Below are 18884 nucleotides of genomic sequence, written 5' to 3'. Positions count from 1 at the left end.
TGACGAAGTCAGCTCAAAATACTGTTTTGAGGATGCAGATGGAAGCTGACGCGGTTTGAAGAGATTTTCGAAGAGTATAAACTGCTTATAAAATAAAAAGGAGCCCTGATGGAACATATTATTTATCAGCTTGAAGAGGATTTGGCAATTATTACTTTAAACCGTCCTGATGTCGCTAATGGTTTCCATATTCCCATGTGTGAGGAGATCTTAGAAGCCTTGACTCTGGCAGAAGAAAATCCAGCTGTGCATTTTATCTTAATCAATGCCAATGGAAAGGTCTTCTCAGTTGGGGGAGATTTGGTAGAGATGAAGCGGGCAGTGGATGAGGATGATATTCCATCATTGACAAAAATCGCAGAGTTGGTCAATACGATTTCTTATAAAATCAAGCAAATAGCCAAACCTGTTTTAATGGAAGTTGACGGTGCTGTTGCAGGTGCCGCAGCGAATATGGCTGTTGCGGCAGATTTCTGTTTGGCGACGGATAAGGCTAAGTTTATCCAAGCCTTTGTTGGTGTTGGTTTGGCTCCAGATGCAGGGGGAATTCATCTCTTGAGCCGCAGTATCGGTGTGACGCGTGCTGCTCAATTAGCTATGACAGGAGAGGCTTTAACGGCAGAAAAAGCCCTAGAATGGGGGTTGGTTTACCGCGTTTCTGAAGCTGAAAAACTTGAAAAGACGAGAGAACAGCTTCTTAAAAAATTAAGACGTGCTTCAAGTAATTCCTATGCTGCCATTAAGAAGTTGGTTTGGGAGAGCCAGTTTAAAGACTGGCAGGGTTACGCTACTTTAGAACTGAACCTACAGAAATCCTTAGCTCAAACAGAGGATTTCAAAGAAGGAGTGCGAGCTCATTCGGAGAGAAGAAGACCTAAATTTACAGGAAAATAAAAAATACTTGCATCATTCTTTGAATTTTGATATAATTCTTTCTGTCAAATGTTTTGATTGTAAAAGTTTTTTGAAGAAGGAGGGATATGAAAAATGGACTACCAACGAATCAATGAATATTTAACATCTATATTTAACAATGTCCTTGTAATTGAGGAAGTGAACTTGAGAGGTAGTCGTTTTAAGGATATCTCCATCAAAGAAATGCATACGATTGATGTCATCGGTAAGGCTCCAGATGTGACTCCAAGTCAAGTGTCAAAAGAGTTGATGGTAACTCTTGGAACTGTTACGACAAGTTTGAACAATTTAGAGCGTAAGGGCTACATTGAGCGAGTTCGGTCAGAACAGGATCGTCGTGTGGTGCATCTGCATTTGACAAAGAAGGGGCGCTTGATCCATAGACTGCATAAACGCTTCCACAAGGCCATGGTAGAAAAAATTATTGATGGCATGAGCGAGGAAGAAATTGATGTTATGAGCAAAGGTTTGACTAATCTTTACCAATTTTTGGAGGATTTGAAATAATGGCTTTTGCAAAAATAAGCCAGGTTGCTCATTATGTGCCAGAGCAAGTGGTTACAAATCACGACTTGGCTCAGATTATGGATACCAATGATGAGTGGATTTCAAGTCGAACGGGAATACGACAAAGGCATATTTCAAGAACAGAATCTACCAGTGATTTGGCTACGGAAGTTGCTAAGAAACTGATGGCAAAAGCTGGAATAATAGGAGAGGAACTGGATTTTATCATCCTAGCTACCATTACTCCAGATTCGATGATGCCCTCTACAGCTGCTCGTGTTCAAGCTAATATTGGTGCTAATAAAGCCTTTGCTTTTGACTTAACCGCGGCTTGCAGTGGATTTGTATTTGCTCTTTCAACTGCTGAAAAGTTTATCGCTTCTGGTCGCTTTCAAAAAGGCTTGGTGATTGGTAGTGAAACCCTCTCTAAGGCAGTCGATTGGTCGGATCGATCAACAGCTGTGTTGTTTGGAGATGGTGCTGGTGGTGTCTTGTTAGAAGCTAGCGAGCAAGAGAATTTCTTAGCTGAGAGTCTCAATAGCGATGGAAGTCGCAGTGAGTGTTTAACTTATGGGCATTCAGGTTTGCATTCTCCATTTTCAGATCAAGAAAGTGCAGATTCATTTTTGAAGATGGATGGACGCGCAGTCTTTGATTTTGCCATTCGAGATGTAGCCAAGTCTATCAAGCAGACTATTGAAGAATCTCCTATAGAGGCGACAGACTTGGATTATCTGCTATTGCATCAGGCTAATATCCGTATTTTGGATAAGATGGCTAGAAAAATTGGTGTTGACCGAGACAAACTTCCAGCCAATATGATGGAATATGGCAATACCAGTGCAGCCAGTATCCCGATTTTACTTTCAGAGTGTGTAGAACAAGGTCTCATCCCTTTAGATGGTAGCCAGACTGTTCTTCTATCAGGCTTCGGTGGAGGCTTGACCTGGGGCACGCTCATTCTTACAATTTAGGTAATCATGTGGTGAACACATTGTTATAAAAAACTATTTATTTTAAAGGAGTCCTATCATGGCAGTATTTGAAAAAGTACAAGAAATTATCGTTGAAGAACTTGGAAAAGATGCATCAGAAGTAACACTTGAATCAACTTTTGATGATTTGGACGCTGATTCATTGGACTTGTTCCAAGTAATCTCAGAAATCGAAGATGCTTTTGATATCCAAATCGAAGCAGAAGATGACTTGAAAACAGTTGGTGACTTGGTTGCCTACGTTGAAGAGCAAACAAAATAATACTCAATGAAAATCAAAGAGCAAACTAGGAANNTACTTGAGTACGGCAAGGTGACGCTGACGTGGTTTGAATTTGATTTTCGAAGAGTATAAGCAGAATATAGATAGAAGGAGTAGGGAAACCCGCTCCCTCTTGTTTAGGCAATAGTTTGATTGTCAAATTATGACAGTATCGAACTATTACGTAAGCAAGAAACGATGGAGGCACTATGAAAACGCGTATTACAGAATTATTGAACATTGATTATCCTATCTTTCAAGGAGGAATGGCTTGGGTTGCTGATGGTGATTTGGCAGGGGCTGTTTCTAAAGCTGGAGGACTAGGGATTATCGGTGGGGGAAATGCCCCGAAAGAAGTTGTCAAGGCAAATATTGATAAGATCAAATCATTGACGGATAAACCCTTTGGTGTCAACATCATGCTCTTGTCTCCCTTTGTGGAAGATATTGTAGATCTCGTTATCGAGGAAGGTGTTAAGGTAGTGACAACAGGTGCAGGAAATCCTGGTAAATACATGGAACGTTTCCATGAAGCTGGGATAATCGTTATTCCTGTCGTTCCTAGTGTTGCTTTAGCTAAACGCATGGAAAAAATCGGTGCAGACGCTGTTATTGCAGAAGGAATGGAAGCTGGGGGGCATATCGGTAAATTAACAACCATGACCTTGGTGCGACAGGTAGCCACAGCTGTATCTATTCCTGTTATTGCTGCAGGAGGAATTGCGGATGGTGAAGGTGCTGCGGCTGGCTTTATGCTAGGTGCAGAGGCTGTACAGGTGGGGACACGGTTTGTAGTTGCAAAAGAGTCGAATGCCCATCCAAACTACAAGGAGAAAATTTTAAAAGCAAGGGATATTGATACTACGATTTCAGCTCAGCACTTTGGTCATGCTGTTCGTGCTATTAAAAATCAGTTGACTAGAGATTTTGAACTGGCTGAAAAAGATGCCTTTAAGCAGGAAGATCCTGATTTAGAAATCTTTGAACAAATGGGAGCAGGCGCCCTAGCCAAAGCAGTTGTTCACGGTGATGTGGATGGTGGCTCTGTCATGGCAGGTCAAATCGCAGGGCTTGTTTCTAAAGAAGAAACAGCTGAAGAAATCCTAAAAGATTTGTATTACGGAGCAGCTAAGAAAATTCAAGAAGAAGCCTCTCGCTGGGCAGGAGTTGTAAGAAATGACTAAAACAGCCTTTTTATTTGCTGGTCAAGGTGCCCAGTATCTAGGGGTGGGACGGGATCTCTATGATCACTACCCTATTGTCAAAGAAACGATTGATCGAGCGAGTCAGGTGCTCGGTTATGATTTGCGTTATCTCATCGATAGGGAAGAAGACAAACTCAATCAGACCCGCTATACGCAACCAGCCATTCTAGCGACTTCGGTTGCTATCTACCGTTTATTGCAAGAAAAGGGCTATCAGCCTGATATGGTTGCTGGTTTATCTCTTGGAGAATACTCTGCCTTGGTGGCAAGCGGCGCCTTGGATTTTGAAGATGCGGTTGCCTTGGTAGCTAAGCGTGGAGCCTATATGGAAGAAGCGGCTCCTGCTGACTCTGGCAAGATGGTAGCAGTTCTCAATACGCCAGTAGAGGTCATTGAAGAAGCCTGTCAAAAAGCTTCTGAACTCGGAGTGGTTACTCCAGCCAACTATAACACACCTGCACAAATCGTCATTGCTGGAGAAGTGGTTGCAGTTGATCGAGCGGTTGAACTTTTGCAAGAAGCAGGTGCCAAACGCTTGATTCCTCTCAAGGTGTCAGGTCCCTTTCACACCGCTCTCCTTGAACCTGCTAGCCAGAAACTAGCTGAAACTCTAGCTCAGGTAAGTTTTTCAGATTTTACTTGTCCCCTAGTCGGCAATACAGAAGCTGCTGTGATGCAAAAAGAGGACATTGCTCAGCTCTTGACGCGTCAGGTCAAGGAACCCGTTCGTTTCTATGAAAGTATTGGGGTCATGCAAGAAGCAGGCATAAGCAACTTTATCGAGATTGGACCGGGGAAAGTCTTGTCAGGTTTTGTTAAAAAAATTGATCAAACTGCTCACTTAGCTCATGTGGAAGATCAAGCGAGTTTAGTAGCACTTTTAGAAAAATAGACTAAAATAAGTAGAAGTTTTGAAAGGAAAAAAATGAAACTAGAACATAAAAATATCTTTATTACAGGTTCGAGTCGTGGAATTGGTCTTGCCATCGCCCACAAGTTTGCTCAAGCAGGAGCCAACATTGTCTTAAACAGTCGTGGGGCAATCTCAGAAGAATTGCTCGCTGAGTTTTCAAACTATGGTATCAAGGTGGTTCCCATTTCAGGAGATGTATCAGATTTTGCAGACGCTAAGCGTATGATTGATCAAGCTATTGCAGAACTGGGTTCAGTAGATGTTTTGGTCAACAATGCAGGGATTACCCAAGATACTCTTATGCTCAAGATGACAGAAGCAGATTTTGAAAAAGTGCTCAAGGTCAATCTGACTGGTGCCTTTAATATGACACAATCAGTCTTGAAACCGATGATGAAAGTTAGAGAAGGTGCTATCATTAATATGTCTAGTGTTGTTGGTTTGATGGGGAATATTGGTCAAGCTAACTATGCTGCTTCTAAGGCTGGCTTGATTGGCTTTACCAAGTCTGTGGCACGTGAAGTTGCTAGTCGGAATATACGAGTCAATGTGATTGCTCCAGGAATGATTGAGTCTGATATGACAGCTATCTTATCAGATAAGATTAAGGAAGCTACACTAGCTCAGATTCCGATGAAAGAATTTGGGCAGGCAGAGCAGGTTGCAGATTTGACAGTATTTTTAGCAGGCCAAGATTATCTAACTGGTCAAGTGGTTGCCATTGATGGTGGCTTAAGTATGTAGCGAAAGCTAGAGGTGAAAAGAATGAAACTAAATCGAGTAGTGGTAACAGGTTATGGAGTAACATCTCCAATCGGAAATACACCAGAAGAATTTTGGAATAGTTTAGCAACTGGGAAAATCGGCATTGGTGGCATTACAAAATTTGATCATAGTGATTTTGATGTGCATAATGCGGCAGAAATCCAAGATTTTCCGTTCGATAAATACTTTGTAAAAAAAGATACCAACCGTTTTGATAACTATTCTTTATATGCCTTGTATGCAGCCCAAGAGGCTGTAAATCATGCCAATCTTGATGTAGAGGCTCTTAATAGGGATCGTTTTGGTGTTATCGTTGCATCTGGTATTGGTGGAATCAAGGAAATTGAAGATCAGGTACTTCGCCTTCATGAAAAAGGGCCCAAACGTGTCAAACCAATGACTCTTCCAAAAGCTTTACCAAATATGGCTTCTGGGAATGTAGCCATGCGTTTTGGTGCAAACGGTGTTTGTAAATCTATCAATACTGCCTGCTCTTCATCAAATGATGCGATTGGGGATGCCTTCCGCTCTATTAAGTTTGGTTTCCAAGATGTGATGTTGGTGGGAGGAACAGAAGCTTCTATCACACCTTTTGCCATCGCTGGTTTCCAAGCCTTAACAGCTCTCTCTACTACAGAGGATCCAACTCGTGCTTCGATCCCATTTGATAAGGATCGCAATGGGTTTGTTATGGGTGAAGGTTCAGGGATGTTGGTTCTAGAAAGTCTTGAACACGCTGAAAAACGTGGAGCTACTATCCTGGCTGAAGTGGTTGGTTACGGAAATACTTGTGATGCCTACCACATGACTTCTCCACATCCAGAAGGTCAGGGAGCTATCAAGGCCATCAAACTAGCCTTGGAAGAAGCTGAGATTTCTCCAGAGCAAGTAGCCTATGTCAATGCTCACGGAACGTCAACTCCTGCCAATGAAAAAGGAGAAAGTGGTGCTATCGTAGCTGTTCTTGGTAAGGAAGTACCTGTATCATCAACCAAGTCTTTTACAGGACATTTGCTGGGGGCTGCGGGTGCAGTAGAAGCTATCGTCACCATCGAAGCTATGCGTCATAACTTTGTACCAATGACAGCTGGGACAAGTGAAGTATCAGATTATATCGAAGCTAATGTCGTTTATGGACAAGGCTTGGAGAAAGAAATTCCATACGCTATTTCAAATACTTTTGGTTTTGGAGGCCACAATGCAGTTCTTGCTTTCAAACGTTGGGAGAATAGATAAGTATGAATTTAAACGATATTAAAGACTTGATGACTCAATTTGACCAGTCAAGTTTGAGAGAATTTTCTTATAAAAATGGGACGGATGAGTTGCAGTTTAGCAAGAATGAAGCGAGACCTGTGCCTGAAGTTGCAACTCAAGTCGCTCCAGCACCCGTTCTAGCAACACCGAGTCCAGTAGCTCCTACATCTGCTCCAGCAGAGACTGTAGCAGAAGAAGTTCCAGCTCCAGCTGAAGCAAGTGTGGCTACTGAGGGAAATCTTGTAGAGAGTCCACTTGTTGGAGTGGTTTACTTGGCTGCTGGACCAGATAAACCTGCCTTCGTTACAGTTGGTGATAGTGTCAAAAAAGGTCAAACATTGGTCATTATCGAAGCCATGAAAGTCATGAATGAAATCCCAGCTCCTAAGGATGGTGTGGTAACGGAAATTCTCGTTTCTAACGAAGAAATGGTTGAGTTTGGTAAAGGATTGGTACGAATCAAATGATCGATATTCAAGGAATCAAAGAAGCCCTTCCCCACCGTTATCCTATGCTCCTAGTGGATCGTGTCTTGGAAGTGAGCGAGGATACCATCGTTGCCATAAAAAATGTGACCATCAACGAGCCTTTCTTTAACGGTCACTTTCCTCAATACCCAGTTATGCCAGGTGTTCTGATCATGGAAGCCTTGGCGCAAACAGCTGGTGTGTTGGAGTTGTCAAAACCTGAAAATAAAGGAAAACTGGTCTTTTACGCTGGTATGGATAAGGTCAAATTCAAGAAGCAAGTTGTACCAGGCGACCAATTGGTTATGACAGCGACTTTTGTAAAACGTCGTGGCACCATAGCCGTGGTTGAAGCAAAGGCTGAAGTGGATGGCAAGCTTGCAGCTAGTGGTACTCTTACCTTTGCAATTGGGAACTAAGGAGGTTCTCCATGTTTCGAAAAATTTTAATTGCCAATCGTGGTGAAATTGCGGTTCGTATTATCCGTGCGGCGCGTGAATTGGGGATTGCGACCGTAGCAGTCTATTCAACTGCTGATAAGGAAGCCCTTCATACGCTTTTGGCAGATGAAGCGGTTTGTATCGGTCCTGGTAAGGCAACTGAGTCTTATCTCAATATTAATGCGGTTCTATCAGCTGCAGTCTTGACTGAGGCAGAAGCCATTCACCCCGGTTTTGGGTTTCTCAGTGAAAATTCCAAATTTGCAACTATGTGTGAAGAAGTGGGCATCAAATTTATCGGTCCATCTGGTCATGTTATGGATATGATGGGGGACAAAATCAATGCGCGTGCTCAGATGATTAAGGCTGGTGTGCCTGTTATTCCAGGTTCAGGTGGAGAAGTGCATAACTCTGAGGAGGCCTTGATTGTTGCTGAAAAAATTGGCTATCCTGTTATGCTCAAGGCTTCAGCAGGTGGTGGTGGTAAAGGGATTCGTAAGGTTGAAAAACCAGAAGACCTTGTTTCAGCCTTTGAAACTGCCTCTAGTGAAGCCAAGGCCAATTATGGCAATGGTGCCATGTACATAGAACGGGTTATCTATCCAGCTCGTCACATCGAGGTTCAAATTCTAGGAGATGAACACGGAAATGTAATCCACTTGGGGGAACGGGATTGTTCTCTACAACGGAACAACCAAAAGGTTTTGGAAGAAAGTCCTTCGATTGCAATCGGGAAAACGCTGCGTCATGAAATCGGTTCTGCTGCTGTTCGAGCGGCGGAGTCTGTTGGCTATGAAAATGCAGGGACCATTGAGTTTCTTCTTGATGAAGCCAGTGGCAATTTCTATTTCATGGAAATGAATACTCGTGTACAAGTAGAACATCCAGTAACAGAATTTGTTTCAGGTGTGGATATCGTTAAGGAACAGATTCGCATTGCGGCAGGTCAACCTCTGTCTGTTAAGCAAGAAGATATTGTCCTACGCGGTCATGCCATCGAGTGTCGTATCAATGCAGAAAATCCAGCCTTTAACTTTGCTCCAAGTCCAGGTAAGATTACTAATCTCTATCTACCAAGTGGTGGAGTTGGCTTGCGCGTGGATTCAGCAGTTTATCCAGGTTATACCATTCCGCCTTATTATGATAGTATGATTGCCAAAATCATCGTACACGGTGAAAACCGTTTTGATGCCTTGATGAAAATGCAACGTGCCCTCTATGAATTAGAGATTGAAGGGGTGCAGACCAATGCAGATTTCCAGCTTGACCTCATTTCAGATCGCAATGTCATTGCTGGAGATTACGATACTTCCTTCTTAATGGAAACCTTCTTACCCAAATATCAAGAAAAAGAATAAAATGACTTCAAGAGTTTAAACCGAAAAGGGGAATCAATGGCTCTATTTAGTAAAAAAGATAAGTATATTCGAATCAATCCCAATCGTTCGGTTAGGGAAAAACCTCAAGCTAAGCCAGAGGTTCCAGATGAATTATTTTCCCAGTGTCCAGGCTGTAAGCATACCATCTATCAGAAGGATCTGGGAAGTGAGCGTATCTGTCCACATTGTAGCTACACCTTTCGTATTTCTGCCCAAGAACGCTTGGCTTTGACGATTGATATGGGAACCTTCAAGGAATTGTTTACAGGGATTGAAAGCAAGGATCCCTTGCATTTCCCTGGTTATCAAAAGAAACTAGCAACTATGCGTGAAAAAACAGGTCTGGATGAAGCCGTTGTGACAGGAACAGCTCTTATAAAAGGTCAGACTGTGGCTCTTGGGATTATGGATTCCAACTTTATCATGGCTTCTATGGGTACGGTTGTAGGTGAAAAAATCACTCGTTTGTTTGAGTATGCGACTGTCGAAAAATTGCCAGTTGTCCTCTTCACAGCCTCTGGTGGAGCCCGTATGCAGGAAGGAATCATGAGTCTCATGCAGATGGCCAAGATCTCTGCAGCAGTTAAACGGCATTCAAATGCTGGTCTCTTTTACTTGACCATTTTGACAGATCCAACGACAGGTGGTGTGACAGCTTCTTTCGCTATGGAAGGTGATATCATTCTGGCTGAACCACAGAGCTTGGTCGGTTTTGCTGGGCGTCGTGTCATTGAAAATACGGTTCGTGAAAGCTTGCCTGAGGATTTCCAAAAGGCAGAATTCCTATTGGAACATGGCTTTGTGGATGCTATCGTTAAAAGAAGAGACTTGCCAGATACCATTGCTAGCCTAGTCAGATTGCATGGAGGGAGTTCTAGATGAATATTGCAAAAATAGTCAGAGAAGCGCGTGAGCAGAGTCGCTTGACAAGCTTGGACTTTGCGACAGGCATTTTTGATGAATTTATCCAATTACACGGTGACCGTTCTTTTCGTGACGATGGTGCAGTTGTTGGTGGTATCGGCTGGCTTGGAGACCAAGCTGTAACAATGGTTGGTATCCAAAAAGGCAAGAGTTTACAAGATAATCTCAAGCGGAATTTTGGTCAACCGCATCCAGAAGGCTACCGCAAGGCCCTACGGTTGATGAAACAGGCTGAAAAGTTTGGCCGTCCAGTTGTGACCTTTATCAATACAGCAGGTGCCTATCCTGGTGTCGGTGCGGAAGAACGCGGTCAAGGAGAAGCTATCGCTCGCAATCTCATGGAAATGAGTGATCTGAGAGTTCCTATTATCGCTATCATTATCGGTGAAGGTGGTTCAGGTGGGGCTTTGGCTCTAGCAGTCGCAGACCGTGTTTGGATGCTGGAAAATTCTATTTATGCTATTCTCAGTCCAGAAGGCTTTGCTTCCATTCTATGGAAGGATGGCAGTCGTGCCATGGAAGCAGCAGAACTGATGAAAATCACTTCACACGAACTGTTAGAAATGGACGTAGTAGACAAGGTGATTTCTGAAGCAGGACTTTCTAGCAAAGAACTGATTAAGAATGTTAAAAAAGAACTCCAAGCTGAGCTAGCTCTACTTTCACAAAAACCGTTAGAAGCGTTGTTGGAAGAGCGCTATCAACGGTTTAGAAAATACTAATACTCTTCGAAAATCAAATTCAAACCACGTCAGCTTCGCCTTGCCGTATATATGTTACTGACTTCGTCAGTTCTATCCACAACCTCAAAACCGTGTTTTGAGCAGCCTACGGCTAGCTTCCTAGTTTGCTCTTTGATTTTCATTGAGTATAATTCTTTAGAATACGCAAAAACTAGAACTGACTGCCAGTTCTAGTTTTTATGTGGTTCTTACTCTGTGCAGAGGGGAAAGTCAAAAGGTGCCTGGAAGACCAAACACCTTTTTGATTATTCATTTTCTTCAGTTACAAATTGACTAAGCAATCCATTGATAAAACGGGCTGATTTTTGATCTGAAAAATTCTTGGCAAGTTCAATGGCTTCATTGACTGCTACCAGCTGAGGTGTATCAAATGATGTGATTTCAAAGATACCCAAGCGTAGTAAGTTTTTTTCGACCAAAGTCAAACGTTCAACTGTCCAGCCTGACTTGAGGTGCTGGTTGATTTGTTTATCCAACTCTTCTTTTTGAGCTTGGATACCAGAAACCAAGTTTAGAAGAAAGGCTGGGATTTGCACATCTGCATCTTCACGGTCATGTGTGTAGGCAAAGCGACAAGCCGTTTCCATATCTGTACCGAATTCAAGGCTCATAAGAGCTTGAAAAGCGCATTTACGAAGTTCGCGTCTAGATTCTAATAATGGACTAGTCATTGAGGAAGTCCTCGTTAAATAGATCTTTCAACTCAGGTTTTGGTGTTTTATCTGGAACGATTCCTGTAACATGGATATTGACAGCAGAAAGTTCCACATCAGCCATATCATGGACAGCATCTTTGACCGCTTTTTGAATAGCAAGAGCCACTTTTGGTACTTTCACACCGTACTCAAGGTAGAGGTAGATGTCAGCAGTTAGTTCTTCATTGCTTTCTTTTAAGTAGACACCACGACCAAGAGAGAGTTTTGATAGGGTGTCAGATACGGATTTATTTGAAAATGAGTGGACACCCTCAACTTTAGCAGTTGCGATGGCAATAATTTTTTCAAGTACACGTGGAGCGATAACGATTTCGCCAAATTGTTCTTCAATTCCCATAGAATGACCTCTTTCTAGAGATTAGGCACGAGAAACGTAAGTTCCTTCTGCAGTGTTGATGATCAATTTTTGTCCAGCTTCGATGAAGTCAGGAACGTTGACAACAAGTCCAGTTTCCATAGTTGCTGGTTTACCAGAACCTGTAACAGTAGCACCTTTGATAGATGGTTGTGTTTCAGCAACTGTCAATTCAACAGTAGTTGGTACAGTTACACCGATTACTTCAGTTCCGTAGAATTGGATTTTCACATCAGAGTTTTCAAGGATGTAAAGCAACTCATTTTCAACATTTACGACTGGTATTTCGTATTGGTCGTAAGTTTCAGTGTTCATGAAGTAGGCAGTTTCATCCATTTTGTACAAGTATTGAGCTGGAACAGTTTCGATAATAGCTTGTTCGAATTTTTCTTCTGGACGGTAGCTTGTATCAAATGTAGAACCAGTACGGACATCACGCAATTTCATACGCATGATTGTGTTCCCTTTACCTGGTTTGTGGTGGCTAGCTTCCAAAACGCGGATCAATTTTCCGTCTGCAGTTTCAAATGTCATACCAGCTTTCAATTTGCTTGCTTCAATCATGTTTTTACCTCTTTAATAAATATTATTACTCTTCATTTTACCATAAAATCTTCTGGAAATAAAGCCAAAATAGTTATTGGGAGATGGTAGGGGAGAAAAAACCAACCTCAAGGCTGGTTTCTTTTACATATTAATCTTCTTTCAACTTCGCCAATTCCTGTGCAAGTAGTTTAAGGGCAACTTGTGGGTTGGCTTGGCCTTTGGTTGCCTTCATAAGGAATCCTGTAAAGGCCTTGTCGGCGTTACGTTTGCCTGACTTGAAGTCGGCAACAGCAGCTTCGTTATCGGCAAAGACTTGGTGGATGATTGGGATCAAGATAGCTGGATCTGAAATTTGAACCATACCTGCTTTTTCCACGTATTCACGCGCGCCACCGCCATTTTTAGCTAGATGGACAAAGACTTTCTTGGCAATCTTAGATGAAATAGTACCGTCTTCGATGATGGCAATCATTTCAACCAAGTTTTCTGGTGTCAATTCGATTTGTTCCAGTGTTTTACCTTCAGCATTCAAGAACTGAGCGACTTCCCCTTGGAGCCAGTTAGAGACTTGTTTGGCATCACCACCTAGGGCAACAGCTTTTTCAAAGAAGTCAGAAGTGACTTTATTAGCAGTCAACTGACTAGCATCGTAGTCTGATAAACCAAGGTCAGATACATAACGCGCACGACGTTCTTTTGGAAACTCTGGCAACTCAGTCCGCATTTCTTCGATCCACTCGTCTGAAATTTCAAAGAGGGGTAGGTCTGGTTCTGGGAAGTAGCGGTAGTCTGCAGCACCTTCCTTGACACGCATGAGGATGGTTGCCTTGTTGGCTTCATCGTAACGGCGTGTTTCCTGGCGGATTTGACCACCTGAACGAAGGATTTCGGCTTGACGTTGAACTTCGTATTCAAGACCTTTGCGAACGTTTGAGAAGGAGTTGAGGTTTTTCAACTCAGTTTTGGTACCGAATTTTTCTTGACCATAAGGGCGAAGGGAGATGTTGGCATCCACACGCATAGAACCCTCTTCCATCTTAACGTCAGAAATGCCAGCGTACTGGATAACTTCCTTGAGGGCTGTTAGATAAGCGTAGGCTTCCTCTGGGGAACGCATGTCGGCTTCAGATACAATCTCAATCAAGGGTACCCCTTGGCGGTTGAGGTCAACGTAAGAGTAGCCATCTGTACCGTGGGTGTTTTTACCAGCGTCTTCCTCTAGGTGGGCACGTTCGATACCGATTTTCTTAGTCGTACCGTCTTCAAGCTCCACTTCAATCCAACCGTTATAACCGATTGGCTCATCAAACTGAGAAATTTGGTAGGCCTTTGGATTATCAGGGTAGAAGTAGTTTTTGCGGTCAAAGTGCATCTTTTTATGGATGTCCATGTTGAGGGCAAGAGCAGCCTTGATTCCGGCATCGACAACCCCTTTATTGAGAACTGGCAGAACTCCTGGGAAAGACCAGTCAATCACGTTAGTGTTGGCATTTTGATCATTTCCGAAGTGGGCAGAAGTAGGTGAGAAGATTTTTGAATTGGTGTTGAGCTCTACGTGGACTTCAAGTCCGATGACTGTTTCAAAGTTCATTAGTTGTCACCTCCAAAAATCTCGGGTTGTTGTTTGTGGTAGTCTGTTGTTGCTTCAAAAGCAGCAGCAGCTTGGTAAATGGTTTCCTCAGAGTACTTGGGACCAATCAATTGGAGTCCGACAGGTAGACCTTGAGAGAATCCAGCAGGAATCGAAATTCCAGGCAGTCCTGCCAAGTTTACAGGTATGGTCAATAGGTCGGCTAAGTACATGGCAACTGGGTCATGGTTGAGAGAATTCAAGTCATAGGCAACACTTGGAGCAGTTGGACCCAAAATCAAATCATAATCCGCGAAGACTTTTTCGAAATCTTGAATGATAAGTGTACGGACCTGTCCAGCCTTCTTGTAGTAGGCATCGTAGTAACCTGATGAAAGACTGAAAGTACCCAGCATGATACGGCGCTTCACTTCTTCACCAAAACCTTGGCTACGGCTGTTTACATAGATTTCATCAAGGTTGATTGCATCTTCTGCGCGGTAGCCGTAACGGATACCGTCAAAGCGTTGCAAGTTTGATGAAGCTTCTGATGAAGCGATGATGTAGTAAACGGCAACACCGTATTTAGAGTGAGGAAGGCTGACTTCTTCGACGGTAGCGCCCAATTTTTCAAAGTGTTTGGCCGCGTTTAAGATTGTTTCCTTAACCTCTGGATCAATTCCTTCGCCTAGGTATTCCTTAGGCAAAGCAATTTTCATGCCCTTGATGTCTTGGCCGATTTTTGAAGTAAAGTCGGCGATGCGGACAGGAGCAGAAGTAGAGTCTTTAGCATCTTCGCTGGCAATAGCGTTGAGCAAGAGGGCATTTTCCTTAACAGTTGGTGCGAAAGGTCCGATTTGGTCTAATGAGCTACCGAAGGCAATGAGACCGAAACGAGAAACTGTTCCGTAGGTTGGTTTGAGACCAACGATCCCGTTGAAGGCAGCAGGTTGGCGGATGGAACCACCCGTATCAGAACCAAGTGACAAGGGGACTTGTCCTGAGGCTACAGCTGCAGCTGAACCACTTGATGAACCACCAGGAACCTTGCTGTGGTCCCAAGCATTTTTAGTTGCTCCGTAGTGAGAAGTCTCACCAGAACCACCCATGGCAAATTCGTCCATGTTAGTTTTTCCTACGACAATCATGCCCTTGGCTTTTGCATTAGCAACCGCAGTTGCATCAAAGATCGGCTCGTAGTTGTAGAGCATTTTTGAGGCAGCGGTTGTGAGAATACCGTCTGTAGAGATGTTATCCTTTACTGCAAGCGGAATTCCTGAAAGGACATTATCAGTGTCAATTCCAGCTTCATCAATGGCTTTAGCTTGAACAAGAGCTTGCTCTTCAGCGATGGTAACAAAAGCGTTGATAGCTGTCTCGCGAGACTTGATATCTTCAAGCGTAGCTTGTGTTAATTCTGTTGCAGAAATTTCCTTAGAGACAAGGAGATTGTGCAAGTCTTCAATGGTTTTATTGTTGAAAGTCATTAGGCATTTCCTCCATCGTCTAGGATAGCTGGTACCTTGATATAGTAGTTGTCTTTTTCAGGTACGTTTTTAAACAAGCGATCACGGTCTGTTCCTTCTTCAGCCACATCAGGGCGGAGTACGGTCTTGCGGTCAGCCATGGTCGTAGTAGGTGCGACACCAGTTGTGTCAACTTCGTCCAGCAATTCAACCATGTCAACAATTTTAGACAAGGTCGTTGCAAAGGCAGCAGTTTCTTCTTCAGAGAATTTTAATTTTGAAAGATTGGCAATGTGTGTTACCTCTTCTTGCGTAATTTTCATCTTACATCCTTTCGTGAAATGATGATTTTTAGTCTGTTCTATTTTACCATATTTTCCTATAAATAAGGGAGGGGGAAGTGAAAAGAAATAGAAATTGAAAAAAATGCTAAAATCCGATATAATGGAGTGTTGAAAGGAATGGTAAAATCCAATGTAAAAATCATTCTTAGCTATTGAAACAAGAAAAATAGAGAATCAAAGAAAGAGAACTTATGAATATTCAAGAAGAAATTAAGAAACGTCGTACCTTTGCCATCATCTCTCACCCAGACGCGGGGAAAACAACCATCACTGAGCAGTTGCTCTACTTTGGGGGCGAGATTCGTGAGGCTGGTACCGTAAAAGGAAAGAAAACAGGGACTTTTGCCAAGTCTGACTGGATGGATATCGAGAAGCAACGTGGGATTTCGGTTACTTCATCTGTGATGCAGTTTGACTACGATGGCAAGCGCGTGAATATCCTTGACACACCAGGGCATGAGGATTTCTCAGAAGATACCTATCGTACCTTGATGGCGGTGGATGCTGCGGTCATGGTCGTGGACTCTGCCAAGGGTATCGAGGCGCAGACAAAGAAATTGTTTGAAGTTGTCAAACACCGTGGTATTCCAGTCTTTACCTTTATGAACAAGCTAGACCGTGACGGTCGTGAGCCACTGGACCTCTTGCAAGAATTGGAAGAAGTCTTGGGTATTGCGAGCTATCCGATGAACTGGCCAATCGGGATGGGGAAAGCTTTTGAAGGGCTCTATGACCTCTATAACCAACGCTTGGAGCTCTATAAGGGGGATGAGCGTTTTGCCAGTTTAGAAGATGGGGACAAGCTTTTTAGCAGCAATCCTTTCTACGAGCAGGTAAAAGATGATATTGAACTTTTAAATGAAGCTGGAAATGAGTTTTCAGAGGAAGCTATCCTTGCTGGAGAATTGACACCTGTCTTCTTCGGTTCGGCTTTGACAAATTTTGGTGTGCAGACCTTCCTTGAGACTTTCCTTAAGTTTGCTCCAGAACCACATGGACACAAGAAAACAGATGGCGAAATTGTGGATCCTTACGACAAGGATTTTTCAGGATTTGTCTTTAAAATCCAAGCCAATATGGACCCTCGTCACCGTGACCGCATTGCCTTTGTCCGTATCGTATCTGGTGAATTTGAGCGCGGTATGAGTGTTAACCTGCCTCGTACTGGTAAGGGGGCTAAACTGTCTAATGTTACTCAGTTTATGGCGGAAAGTCGTGAGAATGTGATCAATGCCGTGGCAGGTGATATTATCGGGGTTTACGATACCGGTACTTATCAAGTTGGGGATACCTTGACAGTTGGTAAAAACAAGTTTGAATTTGAACCACTGCCAACCTTTACTCCTGAAATTTTCATGAAAGTTTCTGCTAAGAATGTTATGAAGCAAAAATCCTTCCACAAGGGGATTGAGCAATTGGTGCAAGAAGGTGCTATTCAGCTTTATAAGAATTACCAAACAGGTGAGTACATGCTAGGCGCTGTAGGTCAACTCCAGTTTGAAGTCTTTAAACACCGCATGGAAGGCGAGTACAATGCAGAAGTAGTTATGAACCCAATGGGTAAAAAGACCGTTCGTTGGATCAAGCCTGAGGACTTGGATGAACGGATGTCGTCAAGTCGCAATATCTTAGCCAAAGACCGTTTTGACCAACCAGTCTTTCTCTTTGAAAATGACTTTGCCCTCCGCTGGTTTGCGGACAAGTATCCAGATGTAGAGTTGGAAGAGAAGATGTAAATCGTTACAAATGACTAGCAACATAAAGTTGCTGTCATTTGACGGTAACCGCTATGGCGGCTTACCTAAACGCTTCACTAGGAAAAATCCACGAATGGTATCGATTCGTGGACTTTTCCGTCGTAATGGGAAAGAAGCGAACTAGCTAACTGCTTCACTAACTGAGTTTTACAAATGGAATCGATTTGTAAAACTCAGTGTCGTAGTTCAGTAAAGTTACTTGATTGTGTAACAATCTAAGTAACTAACGCCAAGTTTCTATGGAACTTGGCTAGGCGCTCCACTAGTAAAGTTTTACGAATCGATATTATTCGTAAAACTTTACGTCGTAACTGGTAGTGAGCGGTCTAGCTAACTGCCTCACTAACTACGTTTGGCAAATAGAATCGATTGGTCAAACTACGTGTCGTAGTATAACAATCGGCTTACCTAAACGCTTCACTAGGAAAAATCCACGAATAATATTGATTCGTGGATTTTTCCGTTGTAGCAGAAAGTAGGTAGCCTAGCTAACTGCCTTACTAACTACGTTTGGCAAATGAAATCGATTTGTAAAACTCCGTGTCGTAATGTAAAAATTGTAAACCGTAATGAGACTTCATCTAAAATCTCCACTGGTATGGTTTTACGAACGAATAGGCGAAAATAATGGTTACGTAGAAACATATGATGGGAATAAAAAGAAATAAGATAAAGAGTGAAAGAAGAGAAAAAAGCGATTGTCTTAGGTGCAGATAATGCTTATATGGATAAAGTTGAAACAACAATAAAATCTCTTTGTGTTCATCATTATAATCTTAAGTTTTATGTTTTTAATGATGACCTTCCGCGAGAATGGTTCCAATTGATGGAAAAAAGACTAGAGACTTTGAATAGTGAGATTGTGAATGTTTAGATTGACAGTAGTATTCTGAAAGGTTATCGTCTCCCCTTTGCGGGACTTTCATATGCGGCTTTTTTAGGTATTTTATTCCAAAGTATGTAAGCGAGTCTCGTGTACTGTATTTGGATTTAGATATTGTTGTAAGAAAATCGATAGATGAGCTGTGGGATTTGGACTTGACGGCTATACCCTTAGCTGCAGTTAGAGATGATTTTTATACACATAATTTTAATTCTGGTGTTCTGTTAATCAACAATGGTATGTGGAGAGCAGAAAATGTCACGCAAGACCTGATTTAAGACACAAATAAAAAATCTTCCAATTCTCTGTTTCCGTGTCTGAAGGTTTCTTTTCCTTTCTGTTGATAGACTAGTAGCAGACGATTGATTTGTCTTTCAGAAAGATTAAGTTCGACACAGGCTTGTTTCTTTGTTTTCTTTCCTTGGGCAATAGCTGTTATAGTCATTTAGTTTTAACAAAGCGTTCCAAACATTCA

At 42.6% G+C, this 18884-nt stretch carries 23 protein-coding genes and 1 pseudogene; 17 read left to right on the top strand and 7 right to left on the bottom strand.

The features are described from left to right. Positions 1-108: 108 nt before the first annotated feature. The 13 genes from HT715_RS05145 (at position 109) to HT715_RS05085 (ending at position 10751) form a co-directional block, all read left to right on the top strand. Positions 109-894, top strand: coding sequence for an enoyl-CoA hydratase (locus HT715_RS05145; RefSeq protein WP_000400065.1), 786 nt, complete (start codon positions 109-111; stop codon positions 892-894). A 93-nt stretch (positions 895-987) separates the two neighbouring features. After that, positions 988-1422 carry a MarR family transcriptional regulator gene (locus HT715_RS05140; RefSeq protein WP_000386348.1) on the top strand — a complete coding sequence of 145 codons (435 nt, stop codon included), beginning with the start codon at positions 988-990 and terminating at the stop codon, positions 1420-1422. Beyond that, complete coding sequence (locus HT715_RS05135; RefSeq protein ID WP_000852944.1) at positions 1422-2396, top strand: beta-ketoacyl-ACP synthase III; 975 nt, start codon at positions 1422-1424, stop codon at positions 2394-2396. Before HT715_RS05140 ends, HT715_RS05135 begins: the two co-directional genes overlap by 1 nt. A 58-nt stretch (positions 2397-2454) precedes the next feature. Next, a complete protein-coding gene (locus tag HT715_RS05130) occupies positions 2455-2679 on the top strand; it encodes an acyl carrier protein (protein ID WP_000257838.1) in 225 nt (74 codons plus the stop codon). Between the two features lie 209 nt (positions 2680-2888). Beyond that, the gene (fabK, locus tag HT715_RS05125; RefSeq protein WP_023936336.1) at positions 2889-3863 is read left to right on the top strand and encodes an enoyl-[acyl-carrier-protein] reductase FabK; all 975 of its coding nucleotides are present in this window, start codon (positions 2889-2891) and stop codon (positions 3861-3863) included. Next, positions 3856-4776 carry an ACP S-malonyltransferase gene (fabD, locus tag HT715_RS05120; RefSeq protein ID WP_023933124.1) on the top strand — a complete coding sequence of 307 codons (921 nt, stop codon included), beginning with the start codon at positions 3856-3858 and terminating at the stop codon, positions 4774-4776. Before fabK ends, fabD begins: the two co-directional genes overlap by 8 nt. A gap of 33 nt (positions 4777-4809) precedes the next feature. Continuing rightward, positions 4810-5541: a 3-oxoacyl-[acyl-carrier-protein] reductase gene (gene fabG / locus HT715_RS05115; RefSeq protein ID WP_138700082.1), complete on the top strand. Its 732-nt coding sequence runs from the start codon at positions 4810-4812 to the stop codon at positions 5539-5541. Between the two features lie 21 nt (positions 5542-5562). Next, positions 5563-6798: a beta-ketoacyl-ACP synthase II gene (gene fabF, locus HT715_RS05110; protein ID WP_000774063.1), complete on the top strand. Its 1236-nt coding sequence runs from the start codon at positions 5563-5565 to the stop codon at positions 6796-6798. 2 nt (positions 6799-6800) lie between these two features. After that, positions 6801-7286: an acetyl-CoA carboxylase biotin carboxyl carrier protein gene (gene accB / locus HT715_RS05105; RefSeq protein WP_001052244.1), complete on the top strand. Its 486-nt coding sequence runs from the start codon at positions 6801-6803 to the stop codon at positions 7284-7286. Further along, a complete protein-coding gene (gene fabZ, locus HT715_RS05100; RefSeq protein ID WP_000565515.1) occupies positions 7283-7705 on the top strand; it encodes a 3-hydroxyacyl-ACP dehydratase FabZ in 423 nt (140 codons plus the stop codon). Before accB ends, fabZ begins: the two co-directional genes overlap by 4 nt. 11 nt (positions 7706-7716) lie before the next feature. Beyond that, positions 7717-9084: an acetyl-CoA carboxylase biotin carboxylase subunit gene (gene accC / locus HT715_RS05095; RefSeq protein ID WP_000488684.1), complete on the top strand. Its 1368-nt coding sequence runs from the start codon at positions 7717-7719 to the stop codon at positions 9082-9084. Positions 9085-9120: 36 nt separating this feature from the next. Beyond that, on the top strand, positions 9121-9987 hold the full coding sequence (gene accD / locus HT715_RS05090; RefSeq protein WP_001173359.1) for an acetyl-CoA carboxylase, carboxyltransferase subunit beta: 867 nt from the start codon (positions 9121-9123) through the stop codon (positions 9985-9987). Further along, a complete protein-coding gene (locus HT715_RS05085) occupies positions 9984-10751 on the top strand; it encodes an acetyl-CoA carboxylase carboxyl transferase subunit alpha (protein WP_001017387.1) in 768 nt (255 codons plus the stop codon). Before accD ends, HT715_RS05085 begins: the two co-directional genes overlap by 4 nt. 266 nt (positions 10752-11017) lie before the next feature. Here HT715_RS05085 and nusB read toward each other — a convergent pair whose 3' ends face one another. From nusB to gatC, 6 genes are all read right to left on the bottom strand, one after another. Next, positions 11018-11443, bottom strand: coding sequence for a transcription antitermination factor NusB (nusB, locus tag HT715_RS05080; RefSeq protein WP_000203641.1), 426 nt, complete (start codon positions 11441-11443; stop codon positions 11018-11020). Beyond that, entirely contained in the window at positions 11436-11825 is a 390-nt protein-coding gene (locus HT715_RS05075; protein ID WP_000510576.1) for an Asp23/Gls24 family envelope stress response protein, read from the bottom strand. Before HT715_RS05075 ends, nusB begins: the two co-directional genes overlap by 8 nt. A 21-nt stretch (positions 11826-11846) precedes the next feature. After that, positions 11847-12407 (bottom strand): elongation factor P, encoded by a 561-nt coding sequence (gene efp / locus HT715_RS05070; protein ID WP_000568643.1) that lies wholly within the window; start codon positions 12405-12407, stop codon positions 11847-11849. Between the two features lie 130 nt (positions 12408-12537). Further along, positions 12538-13980, bottom strand: a complete 1443-nt coding sequence (gene gatB / locus HT715_RS05065; protein ID WP_138700286.1) for an Asp-tRNA(Asn)/Glu-tRNA(Gln) amidotransferase subunit GatB — start codon at positions 13978-13980, stop codon at positions 12538-12540. After that, a complete protein-coding gene (gene gatA / locus HT715_RS05060) occupies positions 13980-15446 on the bottom strand; it encodes an Asp-tRNA(Asn)/Glu-tRNA(Gln) amidotransferase subunit GatA (RefSeq protein ID WP_138700287.1) in 1467 nt (488 codons plus the stop codon). The genes gatB and gatA overlap by 1 nt, the downstream gene beginning before the upstream one ends. Then, on the bottom strand, positions 15446-15748 hold the full coding sequence (gene gatC, locus HT715_RS05055; RefSeq protein WP_138707098.1) for an Asp-tRNA(Asn)/Glu-tRNA(Gln) amidotransferase subunit GatC: 303 nt from the start codon (positions 15746-15748) through the stop codon (positions 15446-15448). Before gatC ends, gatA begins: the two co-directional genes overlap by 1 nt. Before the next feature lie 212 nt (positions 15749-15960). On the opposite strand from gatC, the gene HT715_RS05050 reads away from it, so the two are divergent. The 4 genes from HT715_RS05050 (at position 15961) to HT715_RS05040 (ending at position 18687) form a co-directional block, all read left to right on the top strand. Further along, entirely contained in the window at positions 15961-17505 is a 1545-nt protein-coding gene (locus HT715_RS05050) for a peptide chain release factor 3 (RefSeq protein ID WP_138700289.1), read from the top strand. Between the two features lie 10 nt (positions 17506-17515). Beyond that, positions 17516-17650 carry a hypothetical protein gene (locus HT715_RS12260; protein WP_263595527.1) on the top strand — a complete coding sequence of 45 codons (135 nt, stop codon included), beginning with the start codon at positions 17516-17518 and terminating at the stop codon, positions 17648-17650. A gap of 552 nt (positions 17651-18202) precedes the next feature. After that, positions 18203-18400 carry a hypothetical protein gene (locus tag HT715_RS05045; RefSeq protein ID WP_001808557.1) on the top strand — a complete coding sequence of 66 codons (198 nt, stop codon included), beginning with the start codon at positions 18203-18205 and terminating at the stop codon, positions 18398-18400. Positions 18401-18510: 110 nt separating this feature from the next. Then, positions 18511-18687 carry a glycosyltransferase gene (locus HT715_RS05040; protein ID WP_001816247.1) on the top strand — a complete coding sequence of 59 codons (177 nt, stop codon included), beginning with the start codon at positions 18511-18513 and terminating at the stop codon, positions 18685-18687. Positions 18688-18713: 26 nt separating this feature from the next. Here the strand turns inward: HT715_RS05040 and HT715_RS05035 are convergent. After that, positions 18714-18854: pseudogene (locus HT715_RS05035) on the bottom strand (helix-turn-helix domain-containing protein); the annotation flags it as partial. Positions 18855-18884 lie beyond the last annotated feature (30 nt).

The organism is Streptococcus sp. 4155, assembly GCF_013276695.1.
GTDB lineage: Bacteria > Bacillota > Bacilli > Lactobacillales > Streptococcaceae > Streptococcus > Streptococcus pseudopneumoniae.
The sequence above is the reverse complement of the archived record's forward strand: the minus strand, read 5'-3'. Positions and strand labels throughout refer to the sequence as shown.